The organism is Pseudomonas sp. 2822-15 (genome assembly GCF_002742515.1).
GTDB lineage: Bacteria > Pseudomonadota > Gammaproteobacteria > Pseudomonadales > Pseudomonadaceae > Aquipseudomonas > Aquipseudomonas salomonii.
The window spans coordinates 161,920-185,950 of the sequence record NZ_LJRY01000377.1 but is presented as its reverse complement, the minus strand read 5'-3'; the positions used below and the strand labels follow the sequence as shown (position 1 = coordinate 185,950).

Below are 24,031 nucleotides of genomic sequence, written 5' to 3'. Positions count from 1 at the left end.
TGAGGCCAATGTACAGTGATTGCCGTGCGGCACAGCATCATTACCAAAGTTGTTCCAACTGAACTTCCTGGGCTATTTGCTAACGCGCAAGCGTTGCACTTGCTTGAAATAGCAGTGCAAAGATTGCAGGTGAAGCAGCGCCAATAAATGGCGTCAGAAATATGACCGCGAACCTTCACCGCCTGCGGGCGTCCGAGCTAGGGTGTTTATTGCCCATCGCTCGCTGTGAGGTCCTCGTTTGAAAGCCGCCATCATCAAAAAGTACCGCCTGATTATCAAAACCATGGGCTATGTGGGTTGGGCCTTGTTCTGGCTGTTGTTGTGGGATGTGGCCGTCACGGTCGATTTCATGTTGTTCCTGACCACCAAGATCAACTTGCCGCTGATGCCGCTGACCCTGCTGGGTTCGGCGCTGGTGGTGTTGATCAGCTTTCGTAACAGCAGCGCCTATAACCGCTGGTGGGAAGCACGCACGTTGTGGGGCGCGATGGTGAATAACTCGCGCAGTTTCGCCCGCCAGGTGCTGACACTGCTGGATGACCCCGAGGGCGAGGTAAACCCGGTCAAGGCCACCCTGTTGCGCCGCCATGTGGCCTATGTGAACTGCCTGGCGGCGCACCTCAAGGGCCGGCCGTGCCCGGATGAAGTGCGTGCGTTTATCCCCGCCGAAGAGTTTGCGCGCAATGGCGCCACCAACAACTTTGCCAATGATATCCTCACCGGTTCAGCGACGTTGTTGGCCCGCGAATACAAGGCCGGGCACCTGGACAGTATTCGCCTGGCGCGGCTGGAGTCGACACTGGTGGACCTGTCCAACGCCCAAGGCGGCATGGAGCGTATCGCCAATACGCCGCTGCCCTACCCTTACGTGTATTTCCCGCGGCTGTTTATCTCGCTGTTCTGCCTGATCGTGCCGGTGGGCCTGGTGGAATCCCTGGGCTGGTTCACGCCGTTGGCCTCGACCGTGGTGGGCTTTATGCTGCTTGCCATCGAACGCATCGGCACCGACCTGCAAAGCCCGTTTCATTCCAGCGAACACCAGATCCAGATGGAAACCATCTGCGAAACCATCGAGAAGAACCTGCAGTCGATGCAGCGTGATGCGCTGGCTTAAGCTCAAGGTGCTTTTAATTCAAGAACCTATCATTTTTACCAGTGCCCCTGACGCGCGGTTTTGACTAGCCTGTAGCGCATCTATCCAAGGAGGTACACCGCATGCAGGTTCACGAAGGTTATGCCGATTTCCGTGGCTACCGGACATGGTTCCGGGTCACCGGCGACTTGAAGTCCGGGCGCCTGCCCTTGATCATCGCCCACGGCGGCCCCGGCTGCACCCATGACTACGTCGACAGCTTCAAGGACCTGGCCGATACGGGGCGCGCGGTGGTGCACTATGACCAACTCGGTAATGGCCGCTCCACCCATCTGCGCGACGCACCCGCTGACTTCTGGAACGTGGAGCTGTTCCTGGCCGAGTTGAACAACCTGATCGAGCATTTGCACATCAGCGAGTACGCGCTGCTGGGCCAGTCCTGGGGCGGCATGCTCGGTGCTGAACACGCGGTGCGCCAGCCCGCCGGTTTAAAGGCATTGATCATCGCCAATTCGCCGGCCTCCATGGACCTGTGGCGCGCCGCCGCGAATGAGCTGCGTCAGGCACTGCCGGCCGAGGTGCAGGCTACCCTGCTGCGCCATGAGGCGGCCGGCACCACCGACAGCGCCGAGTATCACGCGGCCTCGCAGGTGTATTACGCCCGCCACGTCTGCCGCCTCCAGCCGGAACCCGCCGAAGTGCTGCGCACCAATGCCGCCATCGAAGACGACCCGACCGTGTATCACACCATGAATGGGCCCACCGAATTCCATGTGATCGGCAGCCTGCGCCACTGGAGCATCATCGAGCGCCTGCCACGCATCCAGGTGCCGACGTTGTTGATCTCCGGCCGTTTTGATGAAGCCACACCCGCCACGGTGCAGCCGTTTGCCGATGGCATCCGCGACGTGCGCTGGCAGATTTTTGAGCAGTCGAGCCATATGCCCCATGTTGAGGAGCGTGAGGCGTGCATGGCGTGTGTGGAGGCGTTTTTGGCGCACGTGGGACACTCGCCAATTTGAGCTTTGTGGCTGGCGCTCTACGCTAAAGCCAATGTGGAATGGGGTTTATGTGGGAGCTGGCTTGCCTGCGATAGCATCAACTCGGTGTGCCTGATGTACCGAGGTGTCTACATCGCAGGCAAGCCAGCTCCCACAGAAAAGCAGCTCTTCAGTGCATGCAAATCTGCAGTCGACCTCAAATTCAAAACTGTATGCGGTCAACTGTTGGACCGCATTGCATCAGGTAGACAGGCTTTGGCTTTGCACTTGATCTGGCTTTTGCTTCAACCACTCGTTTTTTGACGCTGGGGACATCTGTGTTCGCATCGATGCCCCTGCGAACCGGGTTTTGCTGTTGTGCCCGCATTTGTAAAAGACTATTACGCCGCATAATGTACTAACTGGTTACTTATATTGCTAAAATCGCGTCTTTGCCCTCTCACCTTCGAGTCCTGTCGACATGAAAAGAGCATCGCGCGCCGCTGGCGCCTCTAGATTTCTCCTGCTGGGCCTGGGCGTGGTTATCGCCCTGCTCGGCGTAGCGCTGGCTGTGGGCGGCGCCAAGCTGGTCAGCCTGGGCGGTTCCTGGTACTTCCTGGTCGGTGGCGTGGCCATGGCCGTTTCCGGCTTGTTGATCGCACGGCGCAAGCCTGCGGGTGCCTGGCTGTTCGCCGCGTTCCTGGTCGGCACGGCCGTATGGGCGATTGCGGATGTGGGCCTGGTGTACTGGCCGTTGTTCTCGCGGCTGTTCATGTTTGCTGTGATCGGCCTGGTGGTGGCGCTGGTGTATCCGCTGCTGGTCGGCCGACCGGCGCGCGGCGCCTATGGCGTTGCCGCCGTGCTGGCAGTCGGCGTGGCGGTGGCGGCGGGCAATATGTTCGTGGCGCACCCAAGCGTCGCGCCTACCGGCAAAGGCCCAGGCATCACGCCAGTGGCCGCCGCCGATGCGCAGAAAGATTGGGCGCATTACGGCAACACCGAAGGTGGCAGCCGTTTTGCGGCGCTGGATCAGATCAACCGCGACACCGTCAATAAGCTCAAAGTGGCGTGGACCTACCACACCGGCGACGTGGCCATCAGCGACGGCAACGGCGCCGAAGACCAACTGACGCCCCTGCAGATCGGCAACAAGGTGTTTATCTGCACGCCGCACAACAATCTGATTGCCCTGGATGCCGACACCGGCAAAGAGCTGTGGAAGAACGAAGTCAACGCCAAATCGGCGGTCTGGCAGCGTTGCCGTGGCATGGCGTATTTCGATGCGACTGCGCCGATTGCCCAGCCCACCCAGCCGAACAGCTCGCCGATCATTGCTGCCAGCGTACCAGCCGGCGCGCAATGCCAGCGCCGCTTGCTGACCAACACCATTGATGCGCGCCTGATCGCGGTGGATGCCGACACCGGCAAGTTCTGCGAAGACTTCGGTACCCACGGCCAGGTGGACCTCAAAGCCGGCCTGGGCAATGTACCCGACAGCTACTACCAACTGTCCTCGGCACCCTTGATCGCCGGCACCACCGTGGTGGTTGGCGGCCGCGTGGCGGATAACGTGCAAACCGATATGCCCGGCGGTGTGATCCGCGGCTTCGACGTGATCAGCGGCCAGATGCGCTGGGCCTTCGACCCGGGCAACCCGGAAGACAAGCAAGCCCCGGCAGCCGGCAGCACTTATGTGCGCAGCACGCCGAACAGCTGGGCACCGATGTCTTATGACCCGCTGATGAACACGGTCTTCCTGCCGATGGGCAGCTCGTCCACCGACATCTACGGCGTTGAACGGACCCAACTGAACCACAAATACGGCGCTTCGGTGCTGGCGCTGGACGCCTCCACCGGCGCAGAAAAGTGGGTGTACCAGACCGTCCACAATGACCTGTGGGACTTCGATCTGCCGATGCAGCCGAGCCTGATCGACTTCACCCCGCCGGGCAGCGACAAGGCCGTACCGGCGGTGGTGATCGGCACCAAGGCCGGGCAGATCTATGTGCTCGACCGCGCCACCGGCAAGCCGCTGACCGACGTAAAGGAAGTACCGGTCAAGGCCGCCAACATCCCCAACGAGCCTTACTCGCTGACCCAGCCGAAATCGGTGGGCATGCCGCAGATCGGTGCGCAGACGCTGACCGAATCGGACATGTGGGGCGCCACACCATTTGACCAATTGCTGTGCCGTATCGACTTCAAGGGCATGCGCTACGAAGGCCTGTACACCGCGCCAGGCACCGACAAGTCGCTGAGCTTCCCGGGCTCTTTGGGCGGCATGAACTGGGGCAGTATCTCCACCGACCCGGTGCACGGTTTCATCTTCGTCAATGACATGCGCCTGGGCCTGTGGATCCAGATGGTGCCGTCACAGAACAAGGCCCAGGCCGCCTCCGGTGGCGAAGCGCTGAACACCGGCATGGGCGCCGTGCCGCTCAAGGGCACGCCGTATGCAGTGAACAAAAACCGCTTCCTGTCGGTGGCAGGCATTCCGTGCCAGGCGCCGCCGTTCGGCACCCTGACCGCCATCGACATGAAGACCCAACAGATCGCCTGGCAAGTGCCGGTCGGCACTGTTGAGGACACCGGCCCGCTGGGCATCCGCATGCACCTGCCGATCAAGGTCGGCCTGCCGACGCTGGGCGGCACCTTGTCGACCCAGGGCGGGCTGATCTTTATCGCCGGCACCCAGGACTTCTACCTGCGCGCCTTCAACAGCGGCAACGGCGATGAAGTCTGGAAAGCCCGCCTGCCAGTAGGCAGCCAGGGCGGCCCGATGACCTATGTGTCGCCCAAAACCGGCAAGCAATACATCGTCATCACCGCCGGCGGTGCGCGTCAGTCCACTGACCGTGGCGACTACGTCATCGCCTACGCCCTGCCGTAACGCCCCTCTGTTCGCGCGGTGCTCCCCGCACCGCGCGCTTTTCTCTACATGCAGTTTGGAAGTCCACGCATGACCCTCACTTCTCCTATGCCCTTGGGCCGCCTGGTGCTGGGCCTGGCCTTTGCTGCCGCCCTGCCCGTGCAAGCCGACGACACCACCCTCACCGGCGACTGGGGCGGCCTGCGCCGTGAACTCGACGAGCAAGGCATCCGCTTCACCGGCGACTACAGCGGCGAGACCGCCTACAACGCCGACGGCGGCCAACACCGCTCGGCGCGCTACTCGCAGAACATCAAGCTCGGTGTGCAGTTCGACCTCGGCAAGCTCTACGGCTTGACCAATGGCGAGCGCATTCAACTGACCATCAACGACCGGCGCGGCAACAGCGCCTCTGAAGACCTGGTGGGCAACCGCCTGCCGATCCAGGAAAACTACGGCGGCCTCTACACCCGTCTCACCGAGCTGAGCTACGAGCGCACGCTGTTCACGCCCGCGCTGAACATCAAGCTCGGTTACATGGCGATGGGCAACGACCTCGGCGGCCTCGACAGCGGCATCCTGTGCAATTTCATGAATGCCGGTTTTTGCGGGCACCCGCTGAACATGTCCGGCGGCAGCGGTTGGACCAACTACCCGAATGCACGCCTGGGTGCGCGGGTGAAATACGACTTTTCGCCAAACTGGCAGCTGCGCGTGGCGACCTTCAATGTCGACCCCGACAGCAACGGCAACTCCAGCCGTGCCTGGCGCCTGGACCCCAAACGCACCACCGGCACCGTGGTGCCGATCGAACTGGTGTACAAACACGCGGGCACGCTGCCGGGTGAGTACAAGTTGGGTTATTACTACGACAGCTCCAATGTGAAGCGCATCGGCAGCAACAAAGACGTCAACGGTCGCGGCGGTCACTACCTGCTGATCGACCAGGCCATCTGGGCTTCCGGCACATCCGCAGGCCGTGTGCTGCACGCTTTCGGCCAATACTCGGCGGCCAGTGAAGCCGCCTCGCCGTTCAGCAAGTGGTACGGCGCGGGCGTGGTGCTGTACAAGCCGTTTGAAGGCCGCCCACGCGACACCGTCGCCCTGGGTTATGGCCGCGCGGTGCCGAACCCACGCAGCCGTGAGGTGCAAGAGTTGGCGGCGTTCAATGCCGGTGCGGACTCCCCCAGCCTGAACAACGCCGAGCAATTGATCGAACTCAGTTATGGCTATCAGGCCACGCCGTGGCTGACGCTGCGCCCGGATGTGCAATACATCATCGAGCCGGGGGCGTTCTCCGGTGAGCGCATCGATAACGCGCTGGTGCTGGGTTTGCAGGTCAAAGCCGTCTTCTAAAGGCCAGCTCTTTCAAGGGCTTGAGGATCATTCCCACGCTCTGCGTGGGAATGCCTCATGGGACGCTCCGCGTCCCGCCCCCTGCGCATGTGTGACGCGGAGCGTCACGGGATGCATTCCCACGTGGAACGTGGGAACTAGCTTAGCCAGCTCCCTCCGTTGTTCTACGGTGTACTTGCGCCGTGCTGGTACTCGCGCGGCGTACAGCCAAACTCTCGCCGAAACACCGTGTGCAGGTACTGCGCCGATTTGAAGCCGCACTCCTGGGCAATGTCGGCAATCGCCAGCGTGTGGTTTTCCAGGCCCTTGGCCGCTGCCGCAAGTTTGAAGCGCAGAATCTCGTCATGCACGCTGCACCCGCGCACCTTGCGAAAGTGCGACTCCAGGGATGAGCGCGATACACCCACGTACGCCGCCACCTGCGCGGTCTTGATGCCCTGGCAGGCGTACTGGCGGATAAACAGCAGTGCCTGCATCACATACGGGTTGCCCAAGGGTTGATGCAAACTGGAGGCCTGCACATTGATTGCATCCGGCGGCACCAAAATTTGCGTGCCCGCGCAAGGTTTGCCGTGCAGCATCTGGTGCAGCAGCGCGGCGGCGGTGCGGCCCATGGTCTCGGTGCCCTGGATCACCGAGCTGAGCGGCACGCGCGTGAGGGTGCGGGTCAGCGGGTCGTTGTCGATGCCGATCAACGCGACCTGTTCCGGCACGGCGATACCGGCGGTGAGGCAGGCTTGCAGCAATTGCCGGGCGCGGGCGTCGGTGACGGCGATGATGCCGATGGGCTTGGGCAAGGCTTGCAGCCAGGCAATCTGCTGCTCCACCGCGCTGTCCCACAGCGGCGCGCTGGTGCCCAGCCCACGGTAAATCTCAACCTGCAAACCATCGCGTTGCATCAGGCGGCGAAAGGCTTTCTCGCGCTCCTGCGCCCAGCGGTTGGCCTGGGCTTCGGGCAGGCTGAAACAGGCAAAGCGGGTCAGGCCAGCCTCGATCAAGTGTTCGTACGCCAACTTGATCAGCGCATGGTTATCGGTGGCCACATAGGGAATGCCCTTGGGGTAGGCACGTGCATCCTGATAGGAGCCGCCCACCGCCACCACCGGCAAATGAATATCGGCCAGCGCCTCACCGATAAGCGGGTCATCGAAGTCGGCAATGATGCCGTCGCCCTGCCAGCGTTCGATGCCTCTCAAGCGGCACAAAAAGTCTTCCTCCAGGAACAAATCCCAGGACACACGCGTGCTGCTCAGGTAATTGCCGATGCCAGTGATGATGCCGCGATCGTAGATTTTGCTGCCATTGAACAACAGGGCAATGCGGTGCACGGGCGGTAGGGTTTGCATTGTTTTTATCCTGGGGCCGGTCCCTACAGACTAGCCCCGGCTGGTCAAAATCGCACTACGTCTTGGTGATTTTCATAATCGGCAGTCCCGATGCCGTTGCTAGTATCGGGGCACCGCCAAGAACAATAAGGAAAACGCCATGCCGTACTTCCCAGGTGTCGAGAAGGTTCGCTTCGAAGGCCCCAGCAGCGACGCCCCCCTCGCCTTTCGCCATTACGATGCCAACAAACTGATCCTCGGCAAACCCATGCGTGAACACCTGCGCATGGCCGCCTGCTACTGGCACACCTTTGTGTGGCCGGGGGCGGACATGTTCGGCATGGGCACCTTCAAGCGCCCGTGGCAGCGCAGCGGTGAGCCGATGGACGTGGCCATCGGCAAGGCTGAAGCGGCGTTCGAGTTTTTCTCCAAACTGGGCATTGATTACTACAGCTTTCACGACACCGATGTGGCGCCCGAAGGCAGCTCGCTCAAGGAATACCGCAACCACTTTGCCCAGATGGTCGACCACCTTGAACGCCATCAAGAACAGACAGGCATTCAGTTGCTGTGGGGCACCGCCAACTGCTTCAGCCACCCGCGTTTTGCCGCCGGCGCCGCCAGCAACCCGGACCCGGAGGTGTTCGCCTACGCGGCCGCTCAAGTGTTCAGCGCGATGAACGCCACCCAACGCCTCAAGGGTGCCAACTACGTACTGTGGGGCGGTCGCGAAGGCTATGAAACCCTGCTCAACACCGACCTCAAGCGCGAGCGCGAACAGCTCGGCCGCTTTATGCGCATGGTGGTGGAGCACAAGTACAAGATCGGCTTTAAGGGTGACCTGCTGATCGAACCCAAGCCCCAGGAGCCGACCAAGCACCAGTACGATTACGACAGCGCCACGGTGTTCGGCTTCCTGCACGAGTTCGGCCTGGAACACGAGATCAAAGTGAATATCGAGGCCAACCACGCCACACTGGCCGGGCACAGTTTTCACCATGAAATTGCCACCGCCGTGTCCCTGGGGATTTTCGGCAGTATCGACGCCAACCGTGGCGACCCGCAGAACGGCTGGGACACCGACCAGTTCCCCAACAGTGTCGAGGAAATGACCCTGGCCACCTATGAAATCCTCAAGGCCGGGGGCTTCAAGAACGGCGGCTACAATTTTGATTCCAAGGTGCGTCGCCAGAGCCTGGATGAGGTTGACCTGTTCCATGGCCATGTCGCGGCCATGGATGTGCTGGCCCTGTCCCTGGAACGCGCAGCGGCAATGGTGCAGAACGACCGCTTGCAGCAGTTCAAGGACCAGCGTTATGCCGGGTGGCAACAGCCCTTGGGCCAGGCGGTGTTGACCGGTGAATTCAGCCTGGAATCGTTGGCGGAGCACGCGTTTGCCCATGAGCTGAACCCGCAGGCCGTGAGTGGCCGTCAGGAGATGCTCGAAGGCGTGGTCAACCGGTTTATCTACACCTGACCGCCCGCTGCTTTTGTGGCGAGCGGACCTCTGTGGCGAGCGGGCTTGCCCCGCGTTGGGGCGCGAAGCGGCCCCTGTTACTGGCAACTCGGTTTTAACAGATACACCGCATCGCCTGGTTTCAGGGCCGCTTCGCAGCCCAACGCGGGGCAAGCCCGCTCGCCACAGGTACGGTACATTCATCAAATCAGTGTCTTTCCAACAACAATAAAAGGACGCACCACCATGAAAGCATTCAAACGCACCCTGCTTGCTTCTGCCCTGGCCCTGCTCGCCCTGCCGGTGATGGCCGACTCCGCCCACCCGAAAATCGGCTTTTCCATTGACGACCTGCGCCTGGAGCGCTGGTCCCGCGACCGCGACTACTTCGTCGCCGCCGCCGAAAAGCTCGATGCCAAGGTGTTCGTGCAGTCGGCCGATGCCAACGAGCAGAAGCAAATCTCCCAGATCGAAAACCTCATCTCTCGCGGCGTTGACGTGATCGTTATCGTGCCGTTCAACGCCACCGTGCTGACCAACGCCGTCGCCGAAGCCAAGAAGGCCGGGATCAAGGTGGTGTCCTATGACCGCCTGATCCTCAACGCCGACATTGACGCCTATATCTCTTTCGATAACGAAAAAGTCGGCGAGATGCAGGCCAACGGCGTGCTGCAAGCGGCGCCCAAGGGCAACTACTTTTTGCTCGGCGGCGCCCCCACCGACAACAACGCCAAGGTACTTCGCGAAGGCCAGATGAAGGTGCTGCAGCCGGCCATCGACAAGGGCGATATCAAGATTGTCGGCCAACAGTGGGTCAAGGAATGGAACCCCACCGAGGCCCTGAGCATCGTCGAAAACGCCCTGACCCGAAACGACAACAAGATTGACGCCATTGTGGCCTCCAACGACGCCACCGCCGGCGGCGCGATCCAGGCCCTGGCCGCGCAGAAGCTCGCGGGCAAGGTGCCAATCTCCGGCCAGGACGCCGACCTCGCCGCCGTCAAGCGCGTGATCGACGGCACCCAGACCATGACCGTGTACAAGCCGCTCAAGCTGATCGCCACCGAAGCCGCCAAACTCTCGGTGCAGCTGGCGCGCAACGAAAAACCCACCTACAGCTCGCAATACGACAATGGCAGCAAAAAAGTCGACACCATCCTGCTCACGCCGACCCCACTGACCAAGGCCAATATCGACCTGTTGGAGAAGGACGGTTTCTATACCAAAGAGCAGATTGCCGGGCAGTGACCGCCATGGCCGACTACTTGCTGCAAATGAACGGCATCGTCAAAACGTTTGGCGGTGTCAACGCCCTGAACGGCATCGATATCAAGGTACGGCCGGGGGAATGCGTCGGCCTGTGCGGTGAAAACGGTGCCGGTAAATCCACCTTGATGAAGGTGCTGTCGGCGGTCTACCCGTATGGCACCTGGGAGGGCGAAATCCTCTGGGACGGGCAGCCGCTCAAAGCCCATTCCATCAGCGAAACCGAGTCTGCCGGCATCGTCATCATTCACCAGGAACTGACCCTGGTGCCGGACTTGTCGGTGGCCGAAAACATCTTCATGGGCCACGAACTGACCTTGCCCGGCGGGCGCATGAACTACCCGGCCATGCTGCAGCGCGCCGAAGCGCTGATGCGCGAGCTCAAGGTGCCGGACATGAATGTGGCGCTGCCGGTGTCGCAATACGGCGGCGGTTACCAGCAACTGGTGGAAATCGCCAAGGCCCTGAACAAACAGGCGCGCCTGTTGATCCTCGACGAGCCCTCCTCGGCCCTGACCCGTTCGGAAATCGAAGTGCTGCTCGACATTATCCGGGGCCTCAAGGCCAAGGGCGTGGCCTGCGTGTACATCTCCCACAAGCTCGATGAGGTGGCGGCCGTGTGCGACACCATCGCCGTGATTCGCGATGGCAAGCACATCGCGACCACGGCCATGGCCGACATGGATATCGCGCAGATCATCACGCAGATGGTCGGCCGCGAGATGAGCAACCTTTACCCCACCGAGCCCCATGCAGTCGGTGAGGTGATTTTCGAGGCGCGCAACGTCACCTGCTATGACGTCGACAACCCCAAACGCAAACGGGTGGACGATGTTTCTTTCGTGCTCAAGCGCGGGGAAATCCTCGGCATTGCCGGGCTGGTGGGTGCCGGGCGCACGGAACTGGTGTCGGCCTTGTTCGGCGCCTACCCCGGCCGCTACAGCGCCGAGGTGTGGCTGGACGGGCAACTGATCGACACGCGCACGCCGCTCAAATCGATCCGCGCCGGGTTGTGCATGGTGCCCGAAGACCGCAAGCGCCAGGGCATCATCCCCGACTTCGGCGTGGGCCAGAACATCACCCTGGCGGTGCTCGACCGCTACGCCCATATGACCCGCATCGACGCCGAAGCCGAACTGGGCAGCATCGACCAGCAAATCGCGCGCCTGCACCTCAAGACCGCCAGCCCGTTTTTGCCGATCACCAGCCTGTCCGGCGGCAACCAGCAAAAGGCCGTGCTGGCGAAAATGCTCATGGCCAAGCCCCGCGTGCTGATCCTCGACGAGCCCACGCGCGGCGTGGATGTGGGCGCCAAGTACGAGATCTACAAACTGATGGGCGCGCTGGCCGCCGAAGGCGTGTCGATCATCATGGTCTCTTCGGAACTGGCCGAAGTGCTGGGGGTTTCCAACCGCGTGCTGGTGATTGGCGACGGCCAGTTGCGGGGCGATTTCATCAATGAAGGGCTCACCCAGGAACAGGTGCTCGCCGCCGCGCTCAGCCATAACAATAACCACCGGAAAACCGCGTAGATGAATCAGGTCAAACTGCTTTTTACCCGCTACAAAATGCTCGCCCTGGTGATTGCGGTGGCGATCATCTGGGTGTTTTTCAGCTGGCAGACCGAGGGCGGTTTTCTCACGCCGCGCAACCTGTCCAACCTGCTGCGGCAGATGTCGATCACCGGGATTCTGGCGTGTGGCATGGTGCTGGTGATCATCAGCGGCGAGATCGATTTGTCGGTGGGTTCACTGCTGGGGTTATTGGGCGGGCTGGCGGCGATTCTGGACGTGGTCTACCACATTCCGCTGCTCGCCAACCTGAGCCTGGTGGCGCTGTGCGGCTTGATGATCGGCCTGGCCAACGGCTACATGACCGCCTACCTGCGCATCCCCTCGTTCATTGTCGGCTTGGGCGGCATGTTGGCGTTTCGCGGGATTCTGCTGGGGATTACCGGCGGCACCACCATTGCGCCGGTGTCGCCGTCGCTGGTGTATGTGGGCCAGGGGTATTTGCCGCATTCGGTGGGCGTGGGGCTGGGCGTGTTGCTATTTTCGCTCACTCTGTTCCTCACCTGGAAACAACGGCGCAACCGCGCATTGCATGGCCTGGCGGCGCATTCGTTGATGCGCGACCTGTTGCGCGTGGCTGTGATCGGCGCAGTGCTGGCCGGGTTCGTCACCACCCTCAACAGTTACGATGGCATCCCTGTGCCGGTGCTGCTGTTGCTGGTGTTGCTTGGGGTGTTCAGCTACGTCACCAGCCAGACCGTGTTCGGCCGCCGCGTGTACGCGGTGGGCAGCAATATGGAAGCCACACGCCTGTCGGGCATTAACGTGCAGGCGGTAAAACTGTGGATCTTCGGCATCATGGGCGTGATGTGCGCCCTCGCCGGCCTGGTCAACACCGCACGCCTGGCTGCGGGCTCACCGTCGGCGGGCAATATGGGCGAACTGGATGCGATTGCCGCGTGTTTTATCGGCGGCACCTCCATGCGCGGCGGCTCCGGCACGGTGTATGGCGCATTACTCGGGGCGTTGGTGATTACCAGCCTGGATAACGGCATGTCGATGCTGGACGTGGACAGTTACTGGCAGATGATTGTGAAGGGCAGCATTCTGGTGCTGGCGGTGTGGGTGGATGTGAGTACCCGGGCCGGGCGGCGCTGACTCACAGCCATAAAAAAGCCACTCGAATGAGTGGCTTCTTATTGGCGGGTCGATTAACTCAGCACAACATCACGCATTGGCGGGATGTAACCGTAGTCGTAGGCCTCCTGCACAAACGAACGGTCACCCTTCAATACAATCCTCACCGTGGGCGCCTCGGTGCCGCCGATGCGATAGTCGTCGCCGGTGGTGGGCACGCTGTCGATAAACGACGTCACCAGGCCATTGGGCATCACGCAATGGGAATACGTCTGGAACGGCTGCGACGGTGGGTTGCCAAGTACCAAACCCGAGCCATTCATCGGCGTATAAGGGCCAAACAGCTGCTCGCTCACAAAACCGTAGACACCATCCGGCCCCGTCACGCCGTCCGCGTAGGTGAACTTGTGACTGATGGTAAACAGGTAGTACTGGTTGTCCTGGAACACGTAATGCGGGCGTTCGGTTTGATCGTTCACGCCAACCGCCGTCACCAGTGGCGGCAGGATTTCCCATTCTTCACCGCTGAGGTCCTTGGCCACGGCGATGCCAATGCAACCGACCTGATACCGCGCACCGCCGACATCTTCATGCCCTGGCGGCACCAGACCGAGTTCATCCGGGCCCACCGCGTGAGTGCCGCGTTCACCCGCGACATTGCCTTCAAACACCATGTACAACTTGCCGTCGTTGGGGTCGATAAACGGGCTGGGGTCGCGAAAGTTCCACGTCGCGTTCTGCGCTTCGGTCTGGTAATACGTGCCGTCGGCATCGAACAGCGGTTTGACTTCAGTAAAGCCCTCAAGGGTAACGCCGCTGTCGGAGGTGACCACCCGGCCCCTGACCTTGGCAATGGTGGCCCCCGGGGTTACGCAGGTGTAATACAGGTCGATATCGCCGTGGTTGTTGATCAGGATCGGCGTGCCTGCCCATTCACGAGTGGTCGGCGAAACCCCTTCGGCCATCACGCGGCCGCCGAAGACCCAGTCCTTGCCGGTGCGTGAGTACCAGTAGCAAATACGCGCATGGCCGTGGCGGTCTTCCCAATCACGCTTGATGTCGTAACGGCCATCGGCGTTGATAAATTGCGGATCATGCGGGCGACGGTCTGCAGTCAAGGTGAAGATAACCGACCAACCATCGACCGATACCACCGTGCCATCCAGTTCACGCAATGGCATGGTGTCCCAAATAAACACGGTGTCACTCATGACAGGAAAGTCAGGACTCACTAACGGCTGTGTGGTCGTCGGGTCATTTTCATTAACTTTAAGCGCATCGGCCCGAGTCCAACGAGTGGGTGTGTGATTCGCATGTTTCATGATGATGTCCTTTTACTGACGCTTTAGTGACAAGCGAAGATTAAATAACACTCACAGCCAGCAACTTGATGCCGACTGAAAAGAGCGAGCCATTATTAGCCCTATAAGTGCGAAACAAGGTTTAACATGCAACCTATCGATCACAACATGAAGAATTATTTAAGCCACAAGTGCCATCACTGTATTGATATCCTTGATATAAAAACAGTGGCACTGCGCATGAATAGCCTGATCAATAGAAAGCTAGCTACTCAACTACCAAACACCAGCGCCACCGCCTGAGCACCCGCGTTCTTTTGCGTGAATTCCCTGGCCTGAGCGGCAGTTTTCAATGTGTAGTTATAGTTGGAACGCGCTGTCCACTTGGCATTGGGCGACTTCTGGCGGGTGATAGCGGGCACACTGTTGGTGTCGGTGAACGTGCCAGTGCCTTTATCGTCCAACATGCCGTTATTCTGGCTGCCCTCGCCGAAGTAATTGCTTTCAGAAAGGATATTGGCGTTCTGTGCCAGGGTAAACCCCAGATGGAAGTTATTCACGTAGTTGTTATACACGTGGAAATAACCGTAGCGCATCAAACCCGGCGCGCGCACTTCCATGTTGTCAAAGCGGTTATGGCACAGGGTAAGACGCGGGTAGCCATTAAACTCCGATTTGTTGTCATCGGCCGGGTGGCCGAAGATCAAACCGTATTTGTGGTTGCCGAAAAAGCAGTTGCTGATGGTCGCGTAGTCGGCCTTTTCACCGATATACACCAGTTTATCTTCACTGCCGTCCGTGGTAGACCAGTTGTGGCCGACAAAAGAGCAATGGTCGATCCAGTATTGACTGCCATAGTTCAGGTACACCTGGATATCGTCATTGGCCTTAATACTTGCCGAATGCTTGAAGATAATGTTTTGCAGAATAATATTCTGCGACTGCGCCGTGGCACGCAGGTGGATGTTCTCCAGCGTGCGGTTCTGGAAGGAGCCGATCAGGGTCTTGTTAGCCCCCATGTTCACCTTGGTCAGGCTTGCCGCCGAGATATTGCTGTTGATCACCAGCACCCGCGGGGTGGTGTCGCCAATATTGGCTTTGAGTTGGTCCAGCGTGGTGATACTGACCACCTGGCCCGCCCAGCCACCGGTGACTTTTGCCGCAAGGGCGAAACCGGTCAAGCCGGTGAGCTTGCTTTCTGGATACGACATGAGATCCCTCTCTTTCATAAAAAGCGGCTCGACAGTGCGAGCCCGCGCATTCAAGTTAATCCGTTAACTTGCACACAGTGTTTGGCGTGGCTGGTAATGCCGAGGTTGGCTGATCAGCGCTTAAACACTGTGCTTATATACAGTATTGGATATTGAGTACGCCGTCAACACGCTGCTGGAAATGGCCAGGACCACGGTGGATTGCTCCATCGAATGCCTGAAGCCCGCCAGGGCTATGGCTTAAACGCGGTAAAAAAAGTGGGAGCTGACAAGCCAGCTCCCACCATTGACCTGCGGTGTATTTAAGTTACTTGGACACCGGCATCGCAAACTCCGCGCCCTGCTCGATGCTCTCCGACCAGCGCTGCATGATCGACTTCTGCTTGGTGTAAAAACGCACACCTTCCGTGCCGTAGGCATGCATGTCGCCAAACAGGCTCTTCTTCCAGCCACCAAAGCCGTGCCAGGCCATCGGCACCGGAATCGGCACGTTGATGCCGACCATGCCCACTTCGATGCGCCGGGCGAATTCGCGGGCGATGTTGCCGTCGCGGGTAAAGCAGCTGACGCCGTTGCCGAACTCGTGGTCGTTGACCAGCTTGATTGCCTCGGCAAAGTCATTCACGCGCACGCAGGCCAGCACCGGGCCGAAGATTTCTTCGCGGTAGATGCTCATGTCTTTTGTCACGTGGTCGAACAGGGTCGCGCCGAGCCAGAAGCCGTTTTCCAAGCCGGCCTCGGTTGGCACGTAATCACGCCCGTCGAGCAGCAATTGCGCGCCGGCTTGCACGCCTTGTTCGATGTAGCCGCTGATGCGTTCCAGTGCAGCACGCGACACGATCGGGCCCATTTCAGCCTTCAAATCGCGGCCGTCGGTGATGCGCAGGTGCTTGGCGCGCTCGGTCAACGAAGCGATGACTTTGTCACCCACATCGCCTACCAGCACGGCCACGGAAATCGCCATGCAGCGCTCGCCGGCACTGCCGTAGGCGGCGCCCATCAGTGCATCCACGGTTTTTTCGATATCGGCGTCGGGCATCACCACCATGTGGTTTTTCGCGCCGCCCAGGCCTTGTACACGCTTGCCGTTGCGCGCACCGGTCTCGTAGATGTATTGGGCAATCGGCGTGGAGCCGACGAAGCTCATGGCCTTGACGTCCGGGTGTTCGAGCAGGGCATCCACCGATTCCTTGTCGCCCTGCACCACGTTGAACACGCCTTTGGGCAGGCCGGCTTCACGCAGCAGCTCGGCCATGAACAGCGAGGCGCTCGGGTCGGTCGGGCTGGGCTTGAGGATAAAGGTGTTGCCCGCCGCGATGGCGATCGGGTACATCCACATCGGTACCATCACCGGGAAGTTGAACGGCGTAACGCCCGCTACAACCCCCAAGGGCTGGCGCATCGTCCAGTTGTCCATGCCACGGGACACCTGGTCGGAATGCTCGCCCTTGAGCAGGTTGGGAATGCCGCAGGCGAATTCCAGAATATCGATGCCACGGTCGACTTCGCCCTGGGCATCGGTGAAGACTTTGCCGTGCTCTGCGACGATGATGCGCGCCAGGTCGTCCTTGCGTTCACGCAGCAGGTGCAGGTACTCGAACAACACGCGAGCGCGACGGATCGGCGGTGTGTCGGCCCAACCGGCGAACGCGGCCTGGGCAGCGGCGACGGCTTCACCGACGGTCTGGCGGCTGGCCAGGGCGACCCGACCGGTGATTTCGCCGGTAGCTGGGTTGTAGACGTCTTGATAGCGATCATCGCGGCTCACGCGTTGGTCGTTGATGTAGTGCTCGATCGTGCTGGTCATGGCAGGTGATCCCTGGTGGGTAGCGTTGAGGCACACGATAGGCTTTCAGTTTGTTCCAAACCAGAGCAGAATCCTGAACTTATTGTCCTTGTTAGCGAACAATAGCATCATGGAAAAATCCGAGATCGAAGGGCTGTGGACCCATATTCACTGGTTGTCGGTGCTCGAAGAGCAAGGCACCTACACCGCCGCCGCAGCGCGCCTGGGGGTGAGCAAGTCGGCGGTCAGCCAGCGCATCTCGGACCTGGAAAAGGCCACCGGCACCCGCCTGGTCACCCGCACCACGCGCAGTGTGCGGCTCACTGATGCGGGGCTGTCGTTGACCCGCGAAGTGCGCAGTGCTTACGAGCACATCGCCCGCAGCTTCTCGTCGGTGCGCGACTCGGCCGGGGAGATTCGCGGGCTGGTGCGCCTCACCGCGCCGGTGGCGTTTGCGCGGCAGCAATTGGTGCCGCATCTGTCGGAGTTTTTACAGCTTTACCCGCAAGTGCGCATACAGCTGGACGTGTCGGATGCCCTGAGTTCACTGGCAGCCGAAGGTTACGACCTGGCGGTGCGCCATGGCTTCCAGGTGCCGGAGACCCATGTGGCGTGGAAGTTGTGCGACACCGGCTCGGTGCTGGTCGCCACCCAGGACTACCTGCAGCGCCACGGCGAACCGCGCGAACCCAGCGACCTCAGCGCCCACAACTGCCTCTACTACCCACGCGGCGCCGACCAGCCGGCCTGGACATTCGAGCGCGGCGGCAAAAAAGTCGAACGCACCACCGTGCCCATCGCCGGTAGCTTTTCCACCAACAACAGCGAAGCCCTGCGCGACTCGGCGCTCAACCACCTGGGCATCGCCCTGCTCCCGGATTTCAGCGCCCAGGCGGCCCTGGCCAGCGGCAAGTTGGTGCAAGTGCTCAAGGGCTGGACACTCAAGGGCGCATTTGCCGATGAGATCTACTTGATCCGCCCGTATTCACCCCATGTGCCGAAGTCGGTGAGTGCGTTGGTGGGGTATCTGAAGGAGAAACTGTCGGATGGGTTTCGGTTTGTGGGATGAGGCAGAGCCGACGCGGTGCGCTCCTTAGCGGCAATGGCTTGAACGCGGTCAAGAAAATGTGGGAGCTGTGGCGCGGCTCCGTGTGGCTGATCAGTCAGTGGTCTTTCGACAGGGTGTGAAGGCATGTCCCTTCGAGAGGCATTGGCTTGAACGCGGTCAAAAAATGTGGGAGCGGGCTTGCTCGCGAATGCGGTGGGTCAGCCACACATGTGCTGACTGACACTGCGCTTTCGCGAGCAAGCCCGCTCCCACATTGGATCTGCGGCGTGACTGAAAACAGTGTAACTGTTGCTCCATGTGGCCGATCAATCAGTGGCCTTTCGACATGGCTTGTAAAGGGCCAGCAAGGCGTGTCCCTTTTAATTGCAGGACGTTTCCTAGACAATCCCTGCCGCCTTGTGCCTGTTGGAATCGATGGCTAGTCTGCGATCCGTCACTGCTCATCAGTGATCGGGTTTAGCAGCCTGACTTCAATAGGTATACGGTTCACCGCTGCGTTTATGGTGGCTGTGCGTGGGGCATCTTCGGGTGCGCTGGTTTTCCTATTGACCGGTCTGCTAACCCGCGTACAGCTACCACCCTCGTTTAGCAGCGCTGGTGATAGCTCTCTGGTTCAATAGGAGTTACACCATGAAAAAAGTCGTCCCCGACCCACCCCGCAATTGCGCCAAAGACCGCGCCGCCTTCAACCGCGCCCTCGACCATTACCTGCCCACCCCAGGCGTTCACAGCGTGATCGAAGACCTGAGCTTTGAAGACGCCTTGCTCTACACCGCCAGCCTGCTCGACAGCGCTTCGGCCACCACACTCAATTGCAGTGAAATGCTCGCCAGCCCCGAACGCGCGAAGATCCTGGCGGTGTGGCATTTGCTGGAGCTGGCGCGCACCACGGTGGATCGCTCTATCGAGTGCCTGAAACCCGCAAAAGCAATGGCTTAAACACGGTCAAAAATGTGGGAGCTGGCTTGCCTGCGATGGCGGTATATCTGTACCTGATTTTCTAACTGATACACCGTTATCGCAGACAAGCCAGCTCCCACATTGGAACTGTGGCGCTGTTCCGTGTGGCTGATCAGCCGGTGGCCTTTCGACATGGTTTGTAAAGGGCCAGCAAGGCCCGTCCCTTTTAATTGCAGGACGTTTCCTAGACAATCCCTGCCGCCTTGTGCCTGTTGGAATCGATGGCTAGTCTGCGATCCGTCACTGCTCATCAGTGATCGGGTTTAGTCGCCCGGTTTCAGAACAGGCGCATCGTCCTCCGAAGTTTATGGTGGCTGTGCGCAGGGCGCCTTCGGGCGCGCCGGGTTCCTGTTCTGACCGGTCGACTAACCTGCGTACAGCCGCCACCCTCGTTTAGTCGCGAAGCGTGTCAGCTCTTTGACCAGACAGGTACTAAACGATGAAGAAAATTGTTCCCGACCCACCCCGCAATTGCGCCAAAGACCGCGCCGCCTTCAACCGCGCCCTCGACCATTACCTGCCCACCCCAGGCGTTCACAGCGTGATCGAAGACCTGAGCTTTGAAGACGCCTTGCTCTACACCGCCAGCCTGCTCGACAGCGCTTCGGCCACCACACTCAATTGCAGTGAAATGCTCGCCAGCCCCGAACGCGCGAAGATCCTGGCGGTGTGGCATTTGCTGGAGCTGGCGCGCACCACGGTGGATCGCTCTATCGAGTGCCTGAAACCCGCAAAAGCAATGGCTTAAACACGGTCAAAAATGTGGGAGCTGGCTTGCCTGCGATGGCGGTATATCTGTACCTGATTTTCTAACTGATACACCGTTATCGCAGGCAAGCCAGCTCCCACAATTGACTGTCGCCACTCCTACTAAACGGAACAGTTCTCGACAACTACGCCCACATAAACTTGTTATAGCCAGCCGCAATAATTCACCAAACAAACCTCACGTTTTTGAACTCAACTTGTTACTTGCAACGGTCATCACCAACAGCTTCTTGACGCCGCCATAAAAGCCATACAACTAATTGTAAATATTGAATAATCACCGCTAAACCTTCTCCTCTAAAACGCCCTTTTCAAACTCCCTTGCGCACAAACTTGCAAAACAACCACAACCGGCTACGTTCATGAATACCGTGAAAGCCATCAGCCATTACGCACAAAACCTGCCCGCCAGGTGAGGGGTTTTATTGCTCTAAAAATAGCGCAAGCACAGACACGGAATTTAAGTCTCAACACTCAAAAGGGATGCTTTGATGAAGCGCAGCCGGTGGTATCGTGCGTTCACGAAAAAGGGCCCAGCCGAACATTTTTGGCTGTCATTGGTGTGCTTTTCTGTACTGGTGATTGCCAGCTTTCTGTTGTTTGAACAACAGATCCAAGACTTCCTGATTCACCTCAACCTCTACCAACCGTCCACGCCTGCCCAGGTATTCAACCTGGCGCTGCTGCTGATCGCCCTGCTGGCGCTGGACGTGGTGCTGCCGGTGCCGTCGAGCATGGTGGCGTTGCTGGGGGTGGCCATGCTCGGCAGCATTGGCGGTTACCTGGTGATCTTTATCGGGCTGTGCCTGGGTGCAGGCTTGGGGTATGCGTTGGGCGCCGGTTATTTTCGTTTGCTGTCCGGCCGCCTTGGCTTGCATCAGCGCTCGCCCGGGCAGTTGGCGTACCGCTTGGGCACGCTGTCGTTGATTTGCCTGCGCGGTGTGCCGGTGCTGGCGGAAACCTCGGTGGTGGCCGCCGGAATGCAACGCTACCCGCTGCGGGCCTTTTTGCTGATCACCACCTTGGCCAATGCCGGCCTGGCGCTGGCCTACACGGCCATCGGCACCTTCCTGATCGAGCAGAATTCATTGCTGGTCACGGTGCTGGCCAGCATGGTGTTGCCGCTGGTGTTTGTGGCGATTTACAGCCTGCTCAAACGCAAGCCCAGTGAGGACCAGCCCCTGCGTGGGCGGTTCACGGTCGCCTATGACTACCCGGTGGTCTTCACCGACCACCTGTTCGACCCGCTCAACCCGTGCCTGCACCACCAGCTCATCACCCAGCACCCTGCGCCGGTCACGGTGATGGCGTTCGCCGATGAGCAACTGCTGCACAGCGCGCCTGCGTTGCGCGACCAGATCGACGCCTACTTCGCGGCCCATGCCGATCTGCGGTTGCTCGCCGCGCCTATCGCCGTGCCCGCCGGTGAACTGAGTAAAACCTCAGAGGTGTTGCAACAGCTCTACAGCGACATGCTGCAACACGGCCTGGACCGGCACTGCTACGTGCTGGCCCTGGGCGGCGGTGCAGTGCTGGATGCGGTGGGTTACGCCTGCGCGACTTTCCACCGGGGTATCCGGCTGATCCGTATTCCCAGCACGGTGCTGGCCCAGAACGATGCCGGTATCGGCGTCAAAAACGGCATCAATGCCTTCGGCCAGAAGAACCTGCTCGGCGCGTTCTACCCCGCCACCGCGGTGATCAACGACTTCCAACTGCTCACCAGCCTCACCCGCCGCGACCAGATCGCCGGGCTGGCCGAGGCGGTGAAAGTGGCGCTGATCAAGGACGCCGCGTTCTTCCAGTGGATGGAAGCCAACGCCAGCGCCCTCGCCCACTTCGACCACGCGGCCAGCCGCTATGCGATTCGCCGTTGCGCCGAACTGCACCTGGGGCATATCACCGGCGCCGGTGACCCGTTCGAGCGCGGCAACGGCCGCCCGCTGGATTACGGGCACTGGGCCGCGCACAAACTGGAAAACCTCAGCCACCACCGGCTGCGCCATGGCGAAGCAGTAGCCGTGGGCATGGCGCTGGATGGGCTTTACGCGAACGCACTGGGCCTGTTGAGCGATTCCGAAACAGAGCGGGTGATGAGCCTGCTGCACACGCTGGGCTTCAACCTGTGCCCGCCGGAGTTGAGTGTGACCGATGCCCAAGGTCGCTCGCCGCTGTTGCTCGGCCTGGAGGAATTTCGCCAGCACCTGGGCGGGCAACTGTCGATCCCCATGCTCACCGGCATCGGCCAATCGGTGGACCTGCATGCAATCGACAGCGCAAAAATGCACGCGGCGCTGCAACGGCTGGCGGCCCACAGCAACCCGGCACTGCCTGCCACCGAGGGCTACGCGCGATGAGCCCGATGAAAACCTGGATGACCCTCGGCCGCGTGTCCAACCTGCCCACGGTGTGGACCAATACCCTGGCCGCCGCCCTGCTCGCCAGCAGCGCCGGAGCCCTGGCGCCGCCGTCGTCGCTGGTGTGGGGGCTGCTGTTGATCACCTTGTCGCTGCTGTACCTGGCCGGGATGTTCTTGAATGACCTGCTCGATGCCGACTGGGACGCGCAACACCACAACCCGCGCCCCATCACCCTGGGACTTGCCAGCCGCCAGCAAGTCGGCGTAGCCACAGCCTTGCTGCTGGTGTTCGCGGCAGCGGCGGTGCTGGGCCTGAGCCGCTTGATCGACACGCCGCATTGGCTGCTTGGCGGCGTGGTGCTGCTGGTGGGCTGCATTTTCGGCTACAACCTGCTGCATAAAAAATATGCCCACAGCGTGTGGCTGATGGGCGCCTGCCGCTCGGCGCTGTACCTCACCGCCGCCGCCAGCCTGGCGGTGCCGCCGGAGCCGATCTGGCTGTGCGCGATGCTGCTTGGCGTGTACATCAGCGGCCTGACCTACCTGGCCCGCCAGGAGCATCGCAACCAACTGATCAGCCGCCTGCCACTGCTGTTGATGCTCAGCCCGCTGGCGCTGGCGTTCTACTCCAACAACCTGTGGTTCTGGCCGGTATTGCTGCTGTGGCTGGGCTGGTTGGGCTGGCATTACTGGAAACACCTGGCCCACCCGCAACAGCGCCAGGTGCGCGCGTTTATCGGCGCAGGTTTGGCCGCGCTGCCGTTGTTCGATGCGCTGGTGCTGGCGGTGGCGAACCAGCCGTTGGGCAGCCTGGTGTGTGTGCTGGTGTTTTTCCTGCTTCCCCACTTTCAGCGCTGGATCAAGCCGACATGAACATGCGCCCGGACTCTCTCGCCGACCTTCGCTTGAGCCTCACTCAACAGCTGGATGCCACGCAACTGCGGTGGTGGCTGCAGGCGCATGCACAGCTAGAAGCGCAGCCGCTTGCGTCCACCGTGGCGCTGCTGAGCGGCCAGTGCAAGCGCCAGTTGCCCGCCGCTGTTGTCGCGCCAGCCCGGGCACTGCTGATAGCCAAGGCACTGGAACACACGCCAACAGACGATCACCTGCCGCTGCTGCGCCAACTGTTCCGGTGGGGCGACGATCAGGAAAAAATCGCCCTGCTCAGCGCCCTCGACTGGCTCGACCGCGACGGGCTGTGCCTGGAGCTGGCGTTGCAGGCCGGGCGCACCAGCAACCCGCAGGTATTTGCCGCGCTGGCCCTCGACACCGCCTACCCATCACGTCATTACCCGGAACGCGCCTTTCACCAGCTGGTGCTCAAGGCGCTCGGCATGGGCCTCGACATCGGGCGCCTGGCGAACCTGGCCCAGCACCATAGCGTGAGCCTCAACCAACTGGCCCTCGACCTGCTCGACGAACAGCTCGCGGCCTCGCGCACCGTATCCCCAGGCTTGCCCAAAGCGATCGCCTTTGACCTGCTCAGCCCGGCGCAATTACAGCGCCTGCGCGGCCTGCGCCTGCCGCCCGAATGGCACGCCTACCTGAACTGATGCACATCGCCTTCCCTTGACGAGGATTCAC

The 24,031-nt window shown here is 60.7% G+C and carries 18 protein-coding genes; 14 read left to right on the top strand and 4 right to left on the bottom strand.

Features of this window, described 5'->3' with window-relative positions:
• The first annotated feature begins 238 nt into the window (after positions 1-238).
• From AOA59_RS29845 to AOA59_RS29830, 4 genes are all read left to right on the top strand, one after another.
• Entirely contained in the window at positions 239-1,114 is an 876-nt protein-coding gene (locus tag AOA59_RS29845; RefSeq protein WP_017136525.1) for a bestrophin family protein, read from the top strand.
• Positions 1,115-1,215: 101 nt separating this feature from the next.
• Positions 1,216-2,115, top strand: a complete 900-nt coding sequence (locus AOA59_RS29840) for a proline iminopeptidase-family hydrolase (RefSeq protein ID WP_099489961.1) — start codon at positions 1,216-1,218, stop codon at positions 2,113-2,115.
• Between the two features lie 439 nt (positions 2,116-2,554).
• Positions 2,555-4,963 (top strand): glucose/quinate/shikimate family membrane-bound PQQ-dependent dehydrogenase, encoded by a 2,409-nt coding sequence (locus tag AOA59_RS29835; RefSeq protein WP_065932156.1) that lies wholly within the window; start codon positions 2,555-2,557, stop codon positions 4,961-4,963.
• 69 nt (positions 4,964-5,032) lie between these two features.
• Complete coding sequence (locus AOA59_RS29830) at positions 5,033-6,298, top strand: carbohydrate porin (protein WP_099489960.1); 1,266 nt, start codon at positions 5,033-5,035, stop codon at positions 6,296-6,298.
• Positions 6,299-6,462: 164 nt separating this feature from the next.
• Here the strand turns inward: AOA59_RS29830 and AOA59_RS29825 are convergent, their stop codons facing one another.
• Positions 6,463-7,644 carry a XylR family transcriptional regulator gene (locus AOA59_RS29825; RefSeq protein ID WP_099489959.1) on the bottom strand — a complete coding sequence of 394 codons (1,182 nt, stop codon included), beginning with the start codon at positions 7,642-7,644 and terminating at the stop codon, positions 6,463-6,465.
• 139 nt (positions 7,645-7,783) lie between these two features.
• On the opposite strand from AOA59_RS29825, the gene xylA reads away from it, so the two are divergent.
• From xylA to AOA59_RS29805, 4 genes are all read left to right on the top strand, one after another.
• Complete coding sequence (xylA, locus tag AOA59_RS29820) at positions 7,784-9,100, top strand: xylose isomerase (RefSeq protein ID WP_056861847.1); 1,317 nt, start codon at positions 7,784-7,786, stop codon at positions 9,098-9,100.
• Between the two features lie 225 nt (positions 9,101-9,325).
• The gene (gene xylF / locus AOA59_RS29815; protein ID WP_056861846.1) at positions 9,326-10,327 is read left to right on the top strand and encodes a D-xylose ABC transporter substrate-binding protein; all 1,002 of its coding nucleotides are present in this window, start codon (positions 9,326-9,328) and stop codon (positions 10,325-10,327) included.
• Between the two features lie 5 nt (positions 10,328-10,332).
• Positions 10,333-11,877, top strand: coding sequence for a D-xylose ABC transporter ATP-binding protein (gene xylG / locus AOA59_RS29810; protein ID WP_178076318.1), 1,545 nt, complete (start codon positions 10,333-10,335; stop codon positions 11,875-11,877).
• Complete coding sequence (locus tag AOA59_RS29805; protein WP_099489957.1) at positions 11,878-13,014, top strand: sugar ABC transporter permease; 1,137 nt, start codon at positions 11,878-11,880, stop codon at positions 13,012-13,014.
• 53 nt (positions 13,015-13,067) lie between these two features.
• Here the strand turns inward: AOA59_RS29805 and AOA59_RS29800 are convergent, their stop codons facing one another.
• From AOA59_RS29800 to AOA59_RS29790, 3 genes are all read right to left on the bottom strand, one after another.
• The gene (locus AOA59_RS29800) at positions 13,068-14,315 is read right to left on the bottom strand and encodes a glycoside hydrolase family 68 protein (RefSeq protein WP_065932162.1); all 1,248 of its coding nucleotides are present in this window, start codon (positions 14,313-14,315) and stop codon (positions 13,068-13,070) included.
• Between the two features lie 251 nt (positions 14,316-14,566).
• Positions 14,567-15,505, bottom strand: coding sequence for a pectate lyase (locus AOA59_RS29795; RefSeq protein WP_065932163.1), 939 nt, complete (start codon positions 15,503-15,505; stop codon positions 14,567-14,569).
• Positions 15,506-15,812: 307 nt separating this feature from the next.
• A complete protein-coding gene (locus AOA59_RS29790) occupies positions 15,813-17,312 on the bottom strand; it encodes a CoA-acylating methylmalonate-semialdehyde dehydrogenase (protein ID WP_056861841.1) in 1,500 nt (499 codons plus the stop codon).
• A 109-nt stretch (positions 17,313-17,421) separates the two neighbouring features.
• On the opposite strand from AOA59_RS29790, the gene AOA59_RS29785 reads away from it, so the two are divergent.
• The 6 genes from AOA59_RS29785 (at position 17,422) to AOA59_RS29760 (ending at position 24,000) form a co-directional block, all read left to right on the top strand.
• Entirely contained in the window at positions 17,422-18,360 is a 939-nt protein-coding gene (locus tag AOA59_RS29785) for a LysR family transcriptional regulator (RefSeq protein WP_099489956.1), read from the top strand.
• 630 nt (positions 18,361-18,990) lie between these two features.
• Positions 18,991-19,299 (top strand): DUF6124 family protein, encoded by a 309-nt coding sequence (locus tag AOA59_RS29780; RefSeq protein WP_017136535.1) that lies wholly within the window; start codon positions 18,991-18,993, stop codon positions 19,297-19,299.
• Positions 19,300-19,759: 460 nt separating this feature from the next.
• Positions 19,760-20,068 carry a DUF6124 family protein gene (locus AOA59_RS29775; protein WP_056861838.1) on the top strand — a complete coding sequence of 103 codons (309 nt, stop codon included), beginning with the start codon at positions 19,760-19,762 and terminating at the stop codon, positions 20,066-20,068.
• Positions 20,069-20,579: 511 nt separating this feature from the next.
• On the top strand, positions 20,580-22,445 hold the full coding sequence (locus AOA59_RS29770) for a 3-dehydroquinate synthase (RefSeq protein WP_099489955.1): 1,866 nt from the start codon (positions 20,580-20,582) through the stop codon (positions 22,443-22,445).
• A gap of 5 nt (positions 22,446-22,450) precedes the next feature.
• The gene (locus AOA59_RS29765) at positions 22,451-23,320 is read left to right on the top strand and encodes a UbiA family prenyltransferase (RefSeq protein WP_099489954.1); all 870 of its coding nucleotides are present in this window, start codon (positions 22,451-22,453) and stop codon (positions 23,318-23,320) included.
• Entirely contained in the window at positions 23,317-24,000 is a 684-nt protein-coding gene (locus AOA59_RS29760; RefSeq protein WP_099489953.1) for an EboA domain-containing protein, read from the top strand. The genes AOA59_RS29765 and AOA59_RS29760 overlap by 4 nt, the downstream gene beginning before the upstream one ends.
• The last annotated feature ends 31 nt before the right edge of the window (positions 24,001-24,031 follow it).